The organism is Amycolatopsis orientalis DSM 43388 (assembly GCF_000411975.1).
Classification (GTDB): domain Bacteria; phylum Actinomycetota; class Actinomycetes; order Mycobacteriales; family Pseudonocardiaceae; genus Amycolatopsis; species Amycolatopsis orientalis_D.
The window spans coordinates 17757-32729 of the sequence record NZ_ASXG01000026.1; the positions used below are offsets into that span (position 1 = coordinate 17757).

17 protein-coding genes are annotated in these 14973 nt (G+C 71.4%); 8 read left to right on the plus strand and 9 right to left on the minus strand.

Annotated elements, in window-relative coordinates:
* Positions 1-30: 30 nt before the first annotated feature.
* Together L942_RS04255 and L942_RS04260 are read right to left on the minus strand one after the other, a co-directional pair.
* Positions 31-615 carry a hypothetical protein gene (locus L942_RS04255; RefSeq protein ID WP_037355161.1) on the minus strand — a complete coding sequence of 195 codons (585 nt, stop codon included), beginning with the start codon at positions 613-615 and terminating at the stop codon, positions 31-33.
* Positions 616-679: 64 nt separating this feature from the next.
* Positions 680-1372: a helix-turn-helix transcriptional regulator gene (locus L942_RS04260; RefSeq protein WP_037355164.1), complete on the minus strand. Its 693-nt coding sequence runs from the start codon at positions 1370-1372 to the stop codon at positions 680-682.
* A 269-nt stretch (positions 1373-1641) separates the two neighbouring features.
* On the opposite strand from L942_RS04260, the gene L942_RS04265 reads away from it, so the two are divergent.
* From L942_RS04265 to L942_RS04275, 3 genes are all read left to right on the plus strand, one after another.
* Positions 1642-2469, plus strand: coding sequence for a MerR family transcriptional regulator (locus L942_RS04265; RefSeq protein WP_037355166.1), 828 nt, complete (start codon positions 1642-1644; stop codon positions 2467-2469).
* Positions 2470-2551: 82 nt separating this feature from the next.
* Positions 2552-3481: a hypothetical protein gene (locus L942_RS04270; protein WP_037355170.1), complete on the plus strand. Its 930-nt coding sequence runs from the start codon at positions 2552-2554 to the stop codon at positions 3479-3481.
* Between the two features lie 7 nt (positions 3482-3488).
* Positions 3489-3866, plus strand: a complete 378-nt coding sequence (locus L942_RS04275) for an RNA-binding S4 domain-containing protein (protein ID WP_200862693.1) — start codon at positions 3489-3491, stop codon at positions 3864-3866.
* Here L942_RS04275 and ctaD read toward each other — a convergent pair whose 3' ends face one another.
* The 4 genes from ctaD to L942_RS04295 form a co-directional block, all read right to left on the minus strand.
* The gene (gene ctaD / locus L942_RS04280) at positions 3867-5573 is read right to left on the minus strand and encodes an aa3-type cytochrome oxidase subunit I (RefSeq protein WP_037355173.1); all 1707 of its coding nucleotides are present in this window, start codon (positions 5571-5573) and stop codon (positions 3867-3869) included.
* A 102-nt stretch (positions 5574-5675) separates the two neighbouring features.
* Positions 5676-5927: a hypothetical protein gene (locus L942_RS04285; RefSeq protein ID WP_037355175.1), complete on the minus strand. Its 252-nt coding sequence runs from the start codon at positions 5925-5927 to the stop codon at positions 5676-5678.
* Between the two features lie 5 nt (positions 5928-5932).
* Positions 5933-6358 (minus strand): SPW repeat domain-containing protein, encoded by a 426-nt coding sequence (locus L942_RS04290; RefSeq protein ID WP_051165709.1) that lies wholly within the window; start codon positions 6356-6358, stop codon positions 5933-5935.
* 24 nt (positions 6359-6382) lie between these two features.
* Positions 6383-7147: an acetate uptake transporter family protein gene (locus L942_RS04295; protein WP_037355176.1), complete on the minus strand. Its 765-nt coding sequence runs from the start codon at positions 7145-7147 to the stop codon at positions 6383-6385.
* A gap of 197 nt (positions 7148-7344) precedes the next feature.
* On the opposite strand from L942_RS04295, the gene L942_RS04300 reads away from it, so the two are divergent.
* From L942_RS04300 to L942_RS04310, 4 genes are all read left to right on the plus strand, one after another.
* Positions 7345-8439, plus strand: a complete 1095-nt coding sequence (locus L942_RS04300) for a calcium:proton antiporter (RefSeq protein ID WP_037355178.1) — start codon at positions 7345-7347, stop codon at positions 8437-8439.
* Positions 8440-8667: 228 nt separating this feature from the next.
* Complete coding sequence (locus L942_RS44120; RefSeq protein WP_158684415.1) at positions 8668-8850, plus strand: hypothetical protein; 183 nt, start codon at positions 8668-8670, stop codon at positions 8848-8850.
* The gene (locus L942_RS04305; protein WP_037355180.1) at positions 8847-10289 is read left to right on the plus strand and encodes an MDR family MFS transporter; all 1443 of its coding nucleotides are present in this window, start codon (positions 8847-8849) and stop codon (positions 10287-10289) included. The genes L942_RS44120 and L942_RS04305 overlap by 4 nt, the downstream gene beginning before the upstream one ends.
* A 5-nt stretch (positions 10290-10294) precedes the next feature.
* The gene (locus L942_RS04310) at positions 10295-10699 is read left to right on the plus strand and encodes a hypothetical protein (RefSeq protein ID WP_037355184.1); all 405 of its coding nucleotides are present in this window, start codon (positions 10295-10297) and stop codon (positions 10697-10699) included.
* Between the two features lie 490 nt (positions 10700-11189).
* Here L942_RS04310 and L942_RS44835 read toward each other — a convergent pair whose 3' ends face one another.
* From L942_RS44835 to L942_RS04325, 3 genes are all read right to left on the minus strand, one after another.
* Positions 11190-12065: an FUSC family protein gene (locus tag L942_RS44835; RefSeq protein ID WP_200862694.1), complete on the minus strand. Its 876-nt coding sequence runs from the start codon at positions 12063-12065 to the stop codon at positions 11190-11192.
* Positions 12066-12073: 8 nt separating this feature from the next.
* On the minus strand, positions 12074-12736 hold the full coding sequence (locus tag L942_RS44840) for a hypothetical protein (RefSeq protein ID WP_200862695.1): 663 nt from the start codon (positions 12734-12736) through the stop codon (positions 12074-12076).
* A 711-nt stretch (positions 12737-13447) separates the two neighbouring features.
* On the minus strand, positions 13448-13636 hold the full coding sequence (locus tag L942_RS04325) for a hypothetical protein (RefSeq protein ID WP_037355188.1): 189 nt from the start codon (positions 13634-13636) through the stop codon (positions 13448-13450).
* 353 nt (positions 13637-13989) lie between these two features.
* Between L942_RS04325 and L942_RS04330 the strand changes: the two genes are divergently transcribed.
* Entirely contained in the window at positions 13990-14949 is a 960-nt protein-coding gene (locus tag L942_RS04330) for a hypothetical protein (protein ID WP_106964798.1), read from the plus strand.
* The last annotated feature ends 24 nt before the right edge of the window (positions 14950-14973 follow it).

The window sequence follows — 14973 nt, forward strand, 5'->3', positions numbered from 1 at the left end:
GCCGCCATCATGCCCCTCGGGCGTCCGGGGTCACGGCAGCGGACGCGTCCCGGGCACCACCCATTCCCGGTCCACCCGGCCGCCGGCCGCGACCAGCACCGCCAGCCCGCCGCGCTCCCCGTCCGACCAGGTCCCGGCGATGGTCTGGCGCACCGGGTCCAGCGCCAGCTCGCCGTGCCACGGGTGCGCGTCCTTGGCCAGCACGCGCAATTCCTCGCGGTCCAAGCCGCCTTCGCCCGGGCCGTCCGGCAGGGCCGACCGGCCGTCCGGCGACGGGATCGTCCAGTTCCGCGAGACCTTGCCGGCAGTGAGCACGCACAGGTCGGCTCCGGTGATGACCACGCCGTCGCGCCGGGTGACGTCCCAGGTGAAGGCGAGCCGGTCGGTGCCGTCGAGGACGAGAGTGCGCGGGACGAACAAGTTTCCGACCTCGCGCTGGTACTTCGCGATGAACGCCTCGGCGTCGGCCGGGCCGACCAGCGGGTCGAGGCCGGGCTTGGTGCCGGACCATTGCCGGGCGTCGGCGGTGAGCAGCCGGTGCGCGAGCGAGGCGTCCTCGTTCCACATGCGGCACCAGAGGGCGGGGATTTCTTCCGGGTTCAGTTCGTTTGCCATGCGAAAACGATCGCGGGCGCCGGCGACACCGTCCTGTCGGTGTTTTCCCGCCGCGTGGCGCAGGTCACTCGCCGAGCGGGCGGGCGGAGATCCGGGCGAGTTCGGCGTCGAGGTCGACCTCGCGGCGCTCGACGTGGTCGCCGGTCAGCGCGAGGGCGCGGATCCGGGCCAGCAGAAAGCCGCGGACCGCTTCGCGCAGGCGGCACCAGCCGAGCACGTACCAGCCCGCCGGACCCCACAACAGGCCCAGCGGCTCGACGTCGCGTTCTGTCTCCTGGCCCTTGGCGTCCGCATACGACAGCCGGAGGACGCGCCGCGCGGCCAGCGCGGTGAGGATCAGTCCGCTGTGGACAGCCGGCGGTTCGGGCTCGCCGACCCGATGCAGCCGCGCGGCGAGGTGCTGTTCGGCGTCGCGGACGTCGGCCGGGAGCCGCGCGAGCACCTTGCGCGCCGCCGATTCCGCCGCGCCCGCGAAGGGCGAGCCGGCCGCCGAGCGCAACGCGACGGTGATCGCGATGGCTTCCTCCGGCGTGAGCGTGAGCGGCGGCAGGGTCCGTTCGCGGTCGAGCCCGTAGCCGCCGGTCCGGCCGGTCTCGGTCCAGATCGGGACGCCTGCCTCCCGCAGCGCGCCCAGATCGCGCTCGATCGTGCGCACGCTGACCTCGAACCGGGACGCGAGCCACGCCGCGGTCCGGGTGCGCGGCGCGACCGCCCGGAGCTCCTCGACAAGTGCGTACAGCCGGTCCGTGCGATTCACCCGGCCAGCCTACGGACCTGCGCCTCCTCACCCGATCGGGTGGCTTTCCCGGCGACCGCCGTCACGAAGGCCGACCCGCGCTGTTCCGTTCGCGGGAGCCGCGACCGGCGCCGGTCCGTCCTGTGGAGGGCGGCGGACCGGCGTGGTCCCCTCGTTCGTCGGGGGACGAGGGGACCGCCGGGGCGGGTCGGCGCAGGGGGCCGGCCCGTTCCCGGCCCGGCGGGGACACTTGACTCTCACACCGTGTCAGAGCGTGTGCTGGGGAGGTCATGTTCACCATCGGAGAATTCGCCCGCCACGGCCGGGTGTCGGTCCGCATGCTGCGGCATTACGACGCGCTCGGCCTGCTGCGGCCCGCTGAGGTCGACCCGCACACCGGCTACCGGCGCTACACCGCCGGGCAGCTGGCCGCGCTGAACCGGATCGTCGCGCTCAAGGAGCTCGGCTTCGGGCTCGGCGAGGTCGCCGCGCTGCTGGACGAGCAGGTCACGCCCGAGCACGTGCGCGGCATGCTGACCCTGCGCCGGGCCGAGCTGGCCGAACGCGTGGCCGCCGACCGGCTCCGGCTGGCCGAGGTCGAGGCGAGACTCCGCACCCTGGAAAGCGAGCACGCCATGCCGGACACCGAAATCGTCGTCAAGGACCTCCCCGCGACCCCCGTCGTGCGGCTCACCGCGACCGTCGACAGCTTCTCCCCCGACGCGATCAGCCCGGTCCTGCGCCCGCTGTGCGCGGAGCTCGGCCGGCGGCTGGAAGGCTCCGACGCCACCCCGGCCGGACCGCTGACCTGCTACTACGAGAAGCCCGCCGGCGAGGACGACCCGGTCGTCGTGCACGCCGCGCTCCCGGTCTCCGGAACCGTCGCCGAGCCGAACGGCCTGGAACTGGCCGAACTGCCCGCCGCCCGCGCCGCGACCCTGGTCCACCACGGCCCGGCGAGCGGTTTCCTCGCCGGATACCAGCAACTCGCCCGCTGGACCGACGAGCACGGCTTCCGCGCGGACGGCTTCCCCTGCGAGGTCTATCTGCACACTTCCGACGACGAGAACGAATGGGTCGTCGAACTGCGCGAGCCCTTCGCCGAGCAGCCGCGCTGACCGGCCAAGACCCGACCTTCGGCGGTTGCGCCGCCGCCCGTTCGAGGGGCGAATGGGTGGGGACGACCCGAGGAGGACGCAGGTGTTCTCGACAGGTCCCGGCACCCAGCCGGACCGGCTCGCCGACGCATTGGCCGACGGCCCGTTCAGCCGTGCGCTGACCCTGGCCATCGACCGCAGCGGGCTCGGCCTCGACCGGCTCCGGGACCGGCTCGCCGCGGCGGGCGCGGCGGTCAGCACCACGACGCTCAGCTACTGGCGGACCGGGCGCACCGTGCCCGCCCGCGCCCGCTCGCGCGTCGCGGTGCGGATCCTCGAAGGCGTGCTCGACCTGCCGCCGGGCTCGCTCACCGGGCTGATCGAGCGCGCTCCGGAACCGCCGCCGGTCCCGGTCGTGCGCTGGGAACGGCTGTGGGGACGCCGCAACGCCGTGCTGCGGGTGCTGAACTCGTTCGAGACCGCGTACCGGACATCGCTGGTGGTCGTGAGCCTGCACGAGGCCGTGCACGTGGGCCCGGACCGGCGGCTGCACCGGCTGGAGGTGCGCGAGGTCCTCCGCGCGACCGAGGACGACACGCACATCCGGCTGGTCACCGCGCACGGCGTCGGCCCCGGCTGCCCGCCGCGGCTCGTGCGGACCCGCTACTGCTCGCCCGGGCGCACGGAAAGCCTCGCCGAGGAGGGGTTCACGGTGGCCGAACTTGTCCTCGGCCGAGGGCTGGACCGGGGCGAAACCGCGATCGCCGAGTACGAATTCGAGTTCACCGACGACCGCCCGGACTGGTCGTACGAACGCCGGTTCCGCAACGCCGTGCACGAACACCTGCTGGAACTGCACTTCGCGCCCGGCTGCGAGCCGCGGGCCTGCCACGCCTACCGGCTCGACTCCCCCGCCGGACCGGAGACGACCGTCGCCGACCTGCCGATCACCGAAGGCCTCCCCGCGCACGTCGTGTCCGCGGCGGTCACTCCGGGGATCCTCGGCCTGCGCTGGCACTGGGACGCGCCATGATGGACGCATGGAATCGACGCGGATCGACCGCTGGCTCTGGGCGGTCCGGCTGACCAAGACGCGCGCCGACGCCGCGGCCGCCTGCCGGGGCGGGCACGTGCGGGTGAACGACCGCCCGGCGAAACCGGCGACGACGGTGGTGCCGGGAGACGAGGTTCGGGCCCGGATCGGGACGACGACGCGCGTGGTCGAGGTCGTGCAGGTGATCCAGAAACGAGTCGGCGCGGCCGTCGCGGCGACCTGTCTCATCGACCGCACCCCGAAGCCGCCGCCGGAAGCCGCGATCCCGGTCGCGCGCCGCGAGCGCGGCGCGGGCCGCCCGACGAAGCGGGAACGCCGGGTGCTGGACGAATTCCGCCGCTGGCAGGGTTCGGAAGCGCCCTGATCAGGCCTCCGACTTCTCCGTCGGCCGGCGTCCCCAGTGGACGTGCTGCTCGTCCCGCATCCGCTCCACCGCCTCCGGATAGTGCAGTTCGAAAGCAGGCCGTTCGGAACGGATCCGCGGCAGTTCGGTGAAATTATGCCGCGGCGGCGGGCACGACGTGGCCCATTCCAGGGAATTGCCGAAGCCCCACGGGTCGTCCACGTTCACCCGCTCGCCGTACCGGTAGCTCTTCACCACGTTCCAGATGAACGGCAGCACCGAGGCGCCGAGAATGAACGCGCCGATGGTGGAAATCGTGTTCAACAAGGTGAAACCGTCGCTGCGCAGGTAATCCGCGTACCGCCGCGGCATCCCTTCCGCGCCGAGCCAGTGCTGCACCAGGAACGTCGTGTGGAAGCCGATGAACGTGGTCCAGAAATGCCATTTGGCGAGCGATTCGTCGAGCATCCGGCCGGTCATCTTCGGGAACCAGAAATAGATCCCGGCGAACGTGGCGAACACGATCGTGCCGAACAGCACGTAGTGGAAGTGTGCGACGACGAAATAGGTGTCGGTGATGTGGAAGTCCAGCGCGGGCGCGGCCAGCAGCACTCCGGTCAGCCCGCCGAGCAGGAACGTGACCAGGAACCCGACCGACCACAGCATCGGCGATTCGAACGACAGCGTCCCCTTCCACATCGTGCCGATCCAGTTGAAGAACTTCAGCCCGGTCGGCACCGCGATCAGGAACGTCATGATCGAGAAGAACGGCAGCAGCACCGCGCCGGTGGCGAACATGTGGTGCGCCCACACCGTCGCGGAAAGCCCGGTGATGCCGACCGTCGCGAACACCATCAGCCGGTAGCCGTAAAGCGGTTTCCGGCTGAACACCGGAATGATCTCGGTGACGATCCCGAAATACGGCAGCGCGACGATGTACACCTCGGGATGGCCGAAGAACCAGAACAGGTGCTGCCAGAGGATCGCGCCCCCGTTGGCCGGGTCGAAAACGTGCGCGCCGAGCCTCCGGTCGGCCTCCAGCGCGAACAGCGCGGCGGTGAGGATCGGGAACGCGATCAGCACCAGAATACCGGTGAAAAGGATGTTCCAGGTGAAAAGCGGCATCCGGAACATGGTCATTCCCGGCGCGCGCAGGCACAGGATCGTGGTGGTCATGTTGACCGCGCCGAGAATGGTTCCGAGACCGGACACGATGAGACCCATGATCCACAGATCGCCGCCGGTGCCGGGGCTGTGCACCGCGTCGGACAACGGAGTGTAAGCGGTCCAGCCGAAGTCCGGGGCCCCGGCCGGGGTCAGGAACGCGCTCAGCACGATCAATCCGCCGAAAAGGTACAGCCAGTAGGAAAACGCGTTCAGCCGCGGGAAGGCCACGTCCGGCGAACCGATCTGCAGCGGCAGCACGAAGTTGGCGAATCCGAACACATTCGGCGTCGCGTAGAGCAGGAGCATGATCGTGCCGTGCATGGTGAACAGCTGGTTGTACTGCTCCTGCGACAGGAATTGCAGCCCCGGCTGAGCCAGTTCGCCGCGCATCAGCAGCGCCATCGCGCCGCCGACGAGGAAGAAGGCGAACGACGTGCCGAGGTAGAGCAGCCCGATCTGCTTGTGGTCGGTGGTGCGCAGGATGCCCAGCAGCACCGAGCCCTTTTTGCCCCGGCGAGGCGCCTCGGCGATCACCACTGGCCGCGGCTTCAGCTGCGTCATGACCGACCTCCCGCGCACCCGACTGTTGCCGGGCAGCCGACAGCCGCCCGGCCTCACCCGCGCCGGGTAACCGGCCCCCGCGCGCGGCAAACTTCGGCTTTCTCAGCCGTCCCGGCGATACGGCAGCCGCCCGTTCGCCAGCGTCGCCCCGAAGACGACGGCCGCGCCGAGCACCAGCAACACCGCGCCGGCCGCGGGTGCGGACGCCCACCACACCACGCCGGACGCGGCCACCAGCCAGGCGCCGGCGAGCGCCTCCTTGCGGGCCGGCGGGGCCGCCTTGCGCGCACGCAACCCCGCGCTGCCCAAGGCGAGCACGCCGACCGCGAGGACCGCCAGCACCGGCCAGTACATCCTCCTTACTCCCGGAATTCGCCGCGGTGCCTGCGGTAGGCGACGGTCACCGAGATCACCGAGAAAATCGCCAGCAGCACGCCGACGATCAGCGAATTCGTGCGGACCGCGTCGCGATGGCCGTCGACCGGGTAGCCGAACGCGAAGGGCGCGGCGATGAGCCAGAACCCGATCGCGACGTTGACCAGCCCCAGCCAGCGCGCCCGTTCCGGCAGGCCGAACCGGACCAGCGCGACCGCCGCCACGGCGATCCCGCACGCCAGGCTGTTCCAGAAACCGGCCGTCGCGGACAGCGTGAAGGAGTAGCTGTACGCGAACGCCGCGATCACCAGCCACGCGCCGGCCAGGAACTCGGCGGTGAGCGGCAGCCTGCTCTCCCGCAGTTTCTGGTCCCGCGGCGTCAACGCGGTGAGCGTCATGCTCATCTTCATCGGTCGGTCACCTCCTCGCCGGGGCTACTGCCCGGCCTTGATTCCCGGCTCTCCGTGGTCGAACTGGATCGCCTGGTGCAACGGCACCGTCGTGGTCCGGGCGGGCCGCGGAGCGCGCAGGCCCATCGGCAGCAGCACCCGGTGATGCGCCGCTTCGAGCACCATCGCGCTGCACGCGTACCAGGCCAGCACCGCCGAGGCGAGCAGGAAGTACGCGGCGATCGTGCGCACGACGCCGACGTCGCCGATCAGGCCGATCGCCAGCAGCGTCGCCCCGGCGGCGAGGATCGCGAGCAGCGCGCAGAGCACGAGGCTTTCCGCCAGCGCGGCGAGCGCACCGGTCCAGGTGATCGCCGCGAGCCCGATGAACCAGAAGCCGATCGCGGCCGCCGCGACCGGGCTCGCCGTCGTCGAGGGCAGCCCGCCGAGGCCGACGAACAGCTGGTACACGCCGTAGCCGAGCCAGAACGCGCCCCACGCCCCGTGCACGACCGTGGCGAGCGCGTCGCGGGCCCGGTAGGACCACATCCCGGCGAGGAACTGCGCGACGCCGCCGAAGGCGAACGCGAACGGGGCGAGCAGCAGCGGCGTCGTCGTGCTGTCCCCGAACCAGCCGGCCAGGTTCGCCGCCACCATGAACGTCGACACCGCGAACCCGGCGAGCCCGAGGATCGACGGTGCGGCCACCGGGCTCAGATTGATGTGCGTGTGCTCGCGCCAGAACGAATACTCCGCGCCGTCGCCGCCTGCCGGCATCGCGCGGTCGGCCATGTTCATTTCCCGGGTCATCTTCGGCTCCTTTCCGCGCCGACCTCCCCTGTGCGCCGCGCGTACCCCGCCGCCGACCTGCGGAACCCTGCCAGCGCTACGCCGAACGAGTGAATTTCGGCCGGGGGCGCGACCGGCAGTGTCCATTTCGGACCCGACACTCCCCCGCGCGGACGGCGTCCCCGGCGCTGGCGGGTCCGATATGCCAGGGTGTGCGCATGGCGAGCGTCCGCGGTTATCTGTTGTCCTGGACCACTTTGCTGCCGTTGATCGCCCTGGTCCTGCTGGCGCTCACCTGGGGCCGCACGCTGGGCCCGGTGCCGGTCGCGCTGGTGGCGATCGCGCTGGCGGGCACGGTGCTCGCCGCGGTGCACCACGCCGAGGTCGTCGCGCACCGGGTCGGCGAACCGTACGGGTCGCTGGTGCTGGCGGTCGCGGTGACGGTGATCGAAGTGGCGCTGATCGTCACGATGATGGCCTCCGGCGGCGAAAAGGCCGAGACGCTGGCGCGCGACACGGTGTTCGCCGCGGTGATGATCACCACGAACGGCATTGTCGGGCTGTCGCTTCTCCTGGGCGCGCGCCGCTACGGGGAAACGCGGTTCCATCCCGAAGGCAGCGGCGCGGCGCTGGCCACGGTCGGCACGCTGGCGACGCTGAGCCTCGTGCTGCCGACCTTCACCACGACCACCCCCGGCCCGGCGTTTTCCGCGCCGCAGCTGGCTTTCGCCGCCGGTGCGTCCCTGATTCTCTACGCCACTTTCGTGATGACGCAGACCGTCCGGCACCGCGATTTCTTCCTCCCGGTCGACCACGACGGCGAGACGCGCGAGGAAGAACACGCGGAACCGCCGAGCCCGCAGAAGACCTTGGTGAGCCTCGTGCTGCTGCTCATCGCCCTGGTCGCCGTCGTCGGCCTGGCGAAGGTCGAATCCCCCGCGATCGAGGCCGGCGTGCGCGCGGCCGGGCTGCCGCAGTCTTTCGTGGGCGTGGTGATCGCCCTGCTGATCCTGGCCCCGGAAACGCTCGCGGCGGTCCGCGCGGCCCGGCGCGACCGGATGCAGATCAGCCTCAACCTCGCGTACGGCTCCGCGATCGCCAGCATCGGCCTGACCATCCCGGTCATCGCGCTCGCCTCGGTGTGGCTGACCGGCCCGCTGCTGCTCGGTCTCGGGCCGACGCACATCGTGCTGCTCGCGCTCACCGTGGTGGTCAGCGTGCTGACGGTGGTGCCGGGGCGCGCGACACGGCTTCAGGGCGGCGTGCATCTGGTGTTGCTGGCGGGTTTCCTGGTGCTGGCGATGAATCCGTGAGTCCCGCGGGTGCTGAGCTGGCCCGGTAGCTCCACTGTGGAGCTGCTCGTGGGCATCCTGGTCCGCGAAACGAGATTCCTCATTCGCTTATGCCTCCGGCGAGCCGCGGGCGACCGCTGGTGGAGCTGCCTTTCCGTCGCTTCCGGCCAGCGCTGAAGCATCCTCCGTCGCGAGCTGCGCGAGGAAAACGACGCCGGTTTTGTCGGTGCTGCTCCGTATCCTGGCCCGGTGAAGATCCAGCAGTCCCCGACCCCGTCCGCAGCGGCCGGTGAAGCCGCGCACAGAGCTTTCCCGGGCAGCCATCCCTCGGCCGGCGCGCGCTTCGTTCGTGCCGACGGCCCCGTGCCCGTCGCCTTCGGGCGCGCGACCCCGGAATCCGCCCTCGTCTCCGTTGGCGAGGTGCGCACATGAGCGGCGTCTCGTCGCCCGCGCCCGAGGCCCCGGCGCGGCCGCCCGCCAAGCCCGGGCTGCTGATCGGCGTGCTCGTGCTGTCGGCGTTCGTGATGATCCTCAACGAGACCATCCTGAGCATCGCGCTGCGCGACCTCACCGTCGACCTCGCCGTCCCGACCACCACGATCCAGTGGCTCACCAGCGGCTTCCTGCTGACCATGGCGGTGGTGATCCCGACGACCGGGTTCCTGCTCGAACGGTTCACGCCGCGGCAGGTGTTCGTCTTCTCGCTCGCCTCGTTCAGCCTCGGCACGCTGCTGTGCGGCGTCGCGCCCGGCTTCGGGTTGCTGATGGCGGGCCGGGTCGTGCAGGCGTGCGGCACCGCGGTGATGATCCCGCTGCTGATGACCACTGTCATGCGGCTCGTCCCGGCCGAGCGCCGCGGCGCGACGATGGGCACGATCAGCATCGTCATCGCGGTCGCGCCCGCGATCGGCCCGACGATCGGCGGCGCGGTGCTGTCGTCGCTCGGCTGGCGGTGGATGTTCTTCATCGTGCTGCCGCTGTCGCTGGCCGCGCTGGTCACCGGAATGCTGCGGCTGCGGATCGACAGCGAAACCCGCGCGGTGCCACTCGACGTCCTCTCCGTCGTCCTGTCCGCCGTCGGTTTCGGCGGAGTGCTGTACGGCCTGTCGTCGGCGGGCGAATCCGCCGAGACGGCGCTGCTGCCGCCGTGGCCGCCCATTGTCGTGGGCGTGGTTTCGCTGGCGGTGTTCGGCTGGCGGCAGCTCCGCCTGCAGCGGCGAGACCGCGCCCTGCTGGATCTGCGGCCGTTCACCCACCGCAGTTTCGCCGTCGCGCTGGGGCTGAGCGCGGTGCTGTTCATGTGCCTGATCGGCGCGGGCGCGATCCTGCTGCCGCTGTACCTGCAGACCGTCTTGCACAAGTCCACGTTCGTCAGCGGCCTGGCCGTGCTGCCCGGCGGTCTGGTGCTGGGCCTGCTCGGCCGTCCGGTCGGCGCCCTGTTCGACCGGGTCGGCGCGCGTCCGCTGGTGCTGCCCGGCGCGCTCGCGATGACGGTCTCGCTGTGGCTGTTCTCGTTGCTGGGCCCGGATTCGCCGCTGATCGCGGTGATCGGCATCCACATCGTCCTGATGGCCGGCCTCGGCCTGATGATGACGCCGCTGATGACCGAATCGCTGGCGGCGCTGCCCGACCACCTGTACTCGCACGGCAGCGCGATCCTGTCGACGCTCCAGCAGGTCGCCGGCGCGCTGGGCACCGCGGTGTTCGTCAGTGTCGCGACCGTCAGCAGCGCCGGACACGCCGCGGTCAGCCCCGATGCGGACGGCCTGCAGACGGCGTTCGTCGTCGCCGGCTGCATCGGAGCGCTCGCCCTGGCCGGTGCCTGGTTCGTCCGGGCACCCCGCCCGATGCCAGCGGAGAAGGAGGCCTGACGCCGATGGACGCAGAGCAGCTCGACGCCGTCGCCCGCGCTTACACCGCGCCGATGACCACCATCCGCGGCCGACGCGTCCACCGGCTGGTCATGCGCGGGATGGCTGGCTACGACCACGTCCTGCCAGCCACCACCGCGGACGGTGCCCCGGCATTGCTGGCCCTGTCCGCCGACGGCCGAGCCGCCTTCTGCCGCAGCGACGGCCGCGGCCCGTCCGCGGCCCTCGTCACCTGCGGCCCGACGCCCGGCGTCGCCGTGACGTCCGAGCACGACCTGACGAAGGATTCGCTGCCGGTGCTGAGCTGGACCGTCCGGCATCCCGGGCTGCTGGACGTCGCGGGCCCGCTGACGATCACCCCCGGGGAGGCGAACCAGGACGACCTTGACGCGGCCCTGCGGCCTCGGTAGCCGGGTTGGTGCTTTCGGGGCGAGCGACCGGTGTGCGGCTCCGAGCTGCTCTCTCCGATGCTCGCCAGGCGGTTCGCGAACAGCGCCGAGCTGAGTCAGCGCCAGCCGCGAGCCACTCGGCCAGCGATCAGCCGCGCGCTCCCTGGACGATCTCGACGTGCGCCGCGGCATTCCCGGGTGCCCCGCAGGAGGAGTTCACGCCAAGATCCGGCCGGAAGAGTCCCAGGCTCACCTGCCAAACGCGCGCCCCATCGTGCTGCGACTCGACCGCGCAGGAACTCGAACATGGACCCACCATCCGGCCGCGCACACTGCCCGGGCTCCCCGGCCGAAAACTCGCGCTCAGCACGGCCCGACCGACCAAGCTCACCCGTCGAACACGCGCCAGCCCTTCCCACGATCCGACCGACCAGGCACCCCGCCGAACCTGCGCCCTCGCCACAGCCCGACCGCGCTGACACGCCAAGCTCACCTCACGCGCCGCCCCGGCTCACCGGCCAAACGCACGCTCCCAGCGTTCGACGTCCCGAATCCCGCCCTCGGGCGCGGACCAGCAGGCTTGGAGCAAGTCGTAACCGTCGTGGACGAGTGCGGCGTGGGCAGGCCACCGCTGGGCGGCCCAACCGGGTTCGTTGTGCGCCGAGTCCACCCCGGCGCGGGTCGCGCCTTCCAGTTCGAACTGGAGATCCCGGCGTGCCGCCGCCCGCGGGACCGGCGCGCTGGCCAGCACTGCCCGCGCCGCGGCGCGCACGCGGGATCCGGTCCAGTCCAACGTCTTCCGGTGCGCGCGCGGTGCCACCGTGTACTGCACCGCCACCGCCACGACGACCCCGATCGCCGTCTGTGCGAAGCGGTCCGCCACCGCGGGCCACACCGGTCCGGGCAGGCTCGCCACCCCGGCGGCCAGCAGGGCGAGCGGCGTGATGACGACTGTCGCCACCGCGTAGTTCCGCGGCACCACCAGCTCCACGCAGAACTGCAGCACGGCCAGAATCAAGATCAGCACAATCCCGGACGGCGCGACCATCATCACCAATCCGAACAGCACCAGCCCCACCGCGGTACCGGCGAACCGGTGCAGCGCACGGACATTCGCCCGCCGCCGATCCAATCCCTGCTGCAACACCACCAGCGCATTGAGCACCGCCCAATGCGGCCGGCCGAAGCCGACTGCCACCGCCAGTTCTCCAGCGACCACGCACCCGACGCCCGCGCGCAACGCCGTCAACGCGGCGTGCGAACGCAACGGAACCGCCCGGCGCAACCGGTATCCGATGTTCGGCCGCGGCAACGGCAACTTCCCTGGCGGCAGTTCGACGGACTCGCCCGGCGACGCGTCCGCGAACCGCCGGTGCGCGGCAAGCAACCTCGCGATCAGATCCGGTTGCGTACCCCGGCGCGGATGTCCCGCGTCGTGCAGCGCAGTCCACGCCGCCGAGACCGCGGCACCAGCAGCGTGCCGGGTTTCCGCTCGGCCGAGACGAACGCGTCAACCGCCCGGACGGCACGTTCGACGGCCGTCCGCTCCGGTTTGGTCCGGTCGGCCAGTACCCCGGCCATCGACACCAGCACCGACGAGCCGACACCCGCCGCGGCGCACCCCAGCACGACCCACGGCCGGGCACCCGCCTCGACCGCCGCCTGCGCGCCAGCACACACGAGCGCGAAGAACAATGGCCCCGGCGGGCCAAGCCGCAACGCGTCGACGACGTACGTCGCGAGAACCGCGACCACCGAAACCACCAGCACCGACACCGGACCCGGCGGAACCACCGTCCCTACCGAAGCACCCAACGCAGCCGCCGCGAGCAACGCGGCGCCAGCAGCAGCCACGACGCCCGCCCGCACCCGGTACGGCCGCCCCTCGCCGTACAAGACCGCGAACGTCCCGAGCGTGACGAACAACGCCGAGGCCGACGCCCCCGCCAGCACCAGCGCGATCCCCGGCACCGCCACCGCGGCGGCGGCCCGCAGCCCCGCCGACCACCTCCGCCCGACCGGCGGCAGAGCGAACATCAGCGCCCGGAACCCCGCCACGCGAGGCAACTGCTCAACCGGCTCGGGCGACGATCCCATCCACCCATCCCAACACGCCGCGACCCGCCCGGAAAGCCCGGCCACACCACGCAGAGACGGCGAGCACACTCCAAGCCAGCACGCTCCCGGCGAACCAGCCCACGCGCGTCGGAGCGCCCCGGATCTCGATGCCCTGCCCGACGAAGGCGCGGCAGTCGAATCGCTCGGTCGTCTTCAACGCGCGGCCGCTGCGACTCAACCCGGCCAGCTGCGCTTCACGAACATCCGCAGCCCGTGCCATACCCGCGACATCCCCTGATCATCCCGACCTGTCACACCGTCTTCGCCGTTGTCTGTCAGGCTCCGCCCGCCGTCTCCAGCCCGATCAGGCGCTTCATCCACAAGGAATGATGCGGGACTCCTCGGCAATCGAGGCTCCCCACTCGATCAACCACGACAGAACTGGATGCGCTCGCAAGGAAGCCCGAATTGTCTCCGGGAATCTCAGTAACGGCGCACGTCCGTCGAGGTCCCGCGTTTCCGCGGTAACCAGTACAGCAAGCGCACTCGGAGTACCGAATTCGGATAAACACGATGCCGCCAGTGCGGAATTCGGGGCGGCGTGGCCGGTCTCAACTTTGCTCAGGCCCCTTGCTGCAGTGCACCCCACCGGGCCAGCCCGAATGAGGTGCGCAGCGGTGCAGTTCCACCCCGAAGGTCGCGCGCTGTCTCTTATCGCCTCCAGCATGCCGGTCCGGCATACGTCGGGCCGTGATGTCTCGGCGCGGTCCGCACCGAGACCGGCGGCGCCACCGGCTCGGGACCGCCCGGATGGCCGAGGGCGAGACCGGACACGAGCGCCACCGCGGCGAGCCACAACGCGGCCCGCACCAGCAGGGAAACCGAACAGACGACCTTCACGACCAGCTCCTTCCGAGGATTTCCGCCCCGCTCGATCGGCGGCTTGTCCCGAGAATGCGGCGTCCGGCGGCAATCGGGGAAGGAGTTTCCCGTTTCCGCCTTAATCGCGTGAACGAGAAACCGGAGCCGGAAGCCGCGGCCGACCGGCCGCGGACTAGAACAGTCGCCCGCCGTTTCGGGAAGGCGCCATCCGAGCGAATTTCCGCAGCCGATAAACCCGCCCGCACCAACCGGATGCGGGAATGGGAAATCGTTCCGGTCACAGTCCGTGCGCCGGCCCGGACGAGACTGGACATCGGCCGCCGCGTTGGGGAACAGTGACTGCCGGGCGGGGAGACGCGAGGGAGGAACGGGTGGAACCGAACGCGGCGGACTTGGTCGCGGAATTGAAAGTCCTCCGGAAGGGGCGCGGCGTATTCACGACTCCGCTCGGGATTCGGGTCGGCCCGGTCCTGCGCGAGGTGTGCGGGATTCCGGACAACGCGGAAAACGTCGAGATCCGCGACCGGCTCGCGCACGTGCTGGAGCCGCTGGCCCACACCCTCCCGGACGACCTCCGGATCGCCGTCCTCGCCGCGTTCGCGATGCACGAGCCGGCGCGCAAGCCGTTCTACCAGGAACGGGTGCACTGGGCCGCGCGCGAGCTGGACCGCGACGACCGCACGATCCGGCGGCGCATCGACGAGGGCATCGAGCACGTCGCGCACCTCGCGCTCGCCGGACCGCGCGAGAACGGACGCCGGCCCGCGCCCGACGGCAGCTGGCACACCGAGCTGCTGCGCGTCTCCCTCGCCTTGGACCAGGAGCGGCCCGAGGTGTTCGAGTTCCGGCGGATCGTCGCCGACGCCGACGAGGTCGCCGAACTGGACCTCGCGCTCACCCTCACCACCACCTCCCCGGCCGCCGGCCCGGTGCGGGAGAGCGACCTGGACGTCGACGTCTTCCACGGCGGCACGCTGGTCCGCCGCGCGATGGAGTCGAACGACCGGGTCGGGCTGGCGCTGCGGCTGGCCGAGCCGTTGCCGCGGGGGGAAAAGCACGATCTCTCCCTCCGGTTCCGCGCGGAGTTCCGGCATCCGCACTACGTGTGCGTGCCGCGGCATCCGGTCGACCAGTTCGACCTGCACGTGCGCTTCCCGGCCGCGCCGCCGGCCGAAATCGTGCGGCTGGACCGCGTGTTCCAGGACGACGCGCGCGATCCGCGCGCCCGCGGCACGGCGGTGACCCCGGACGGCTCAGGCGAGGTGCACCTCCGCTTCGACCGCCTCGCGCCCGGGTTCGCCTACGGCGTCCGGTGGAGCCCGGCCGGCTGAACCTCGCCCGGCCGGGCCCGCGCT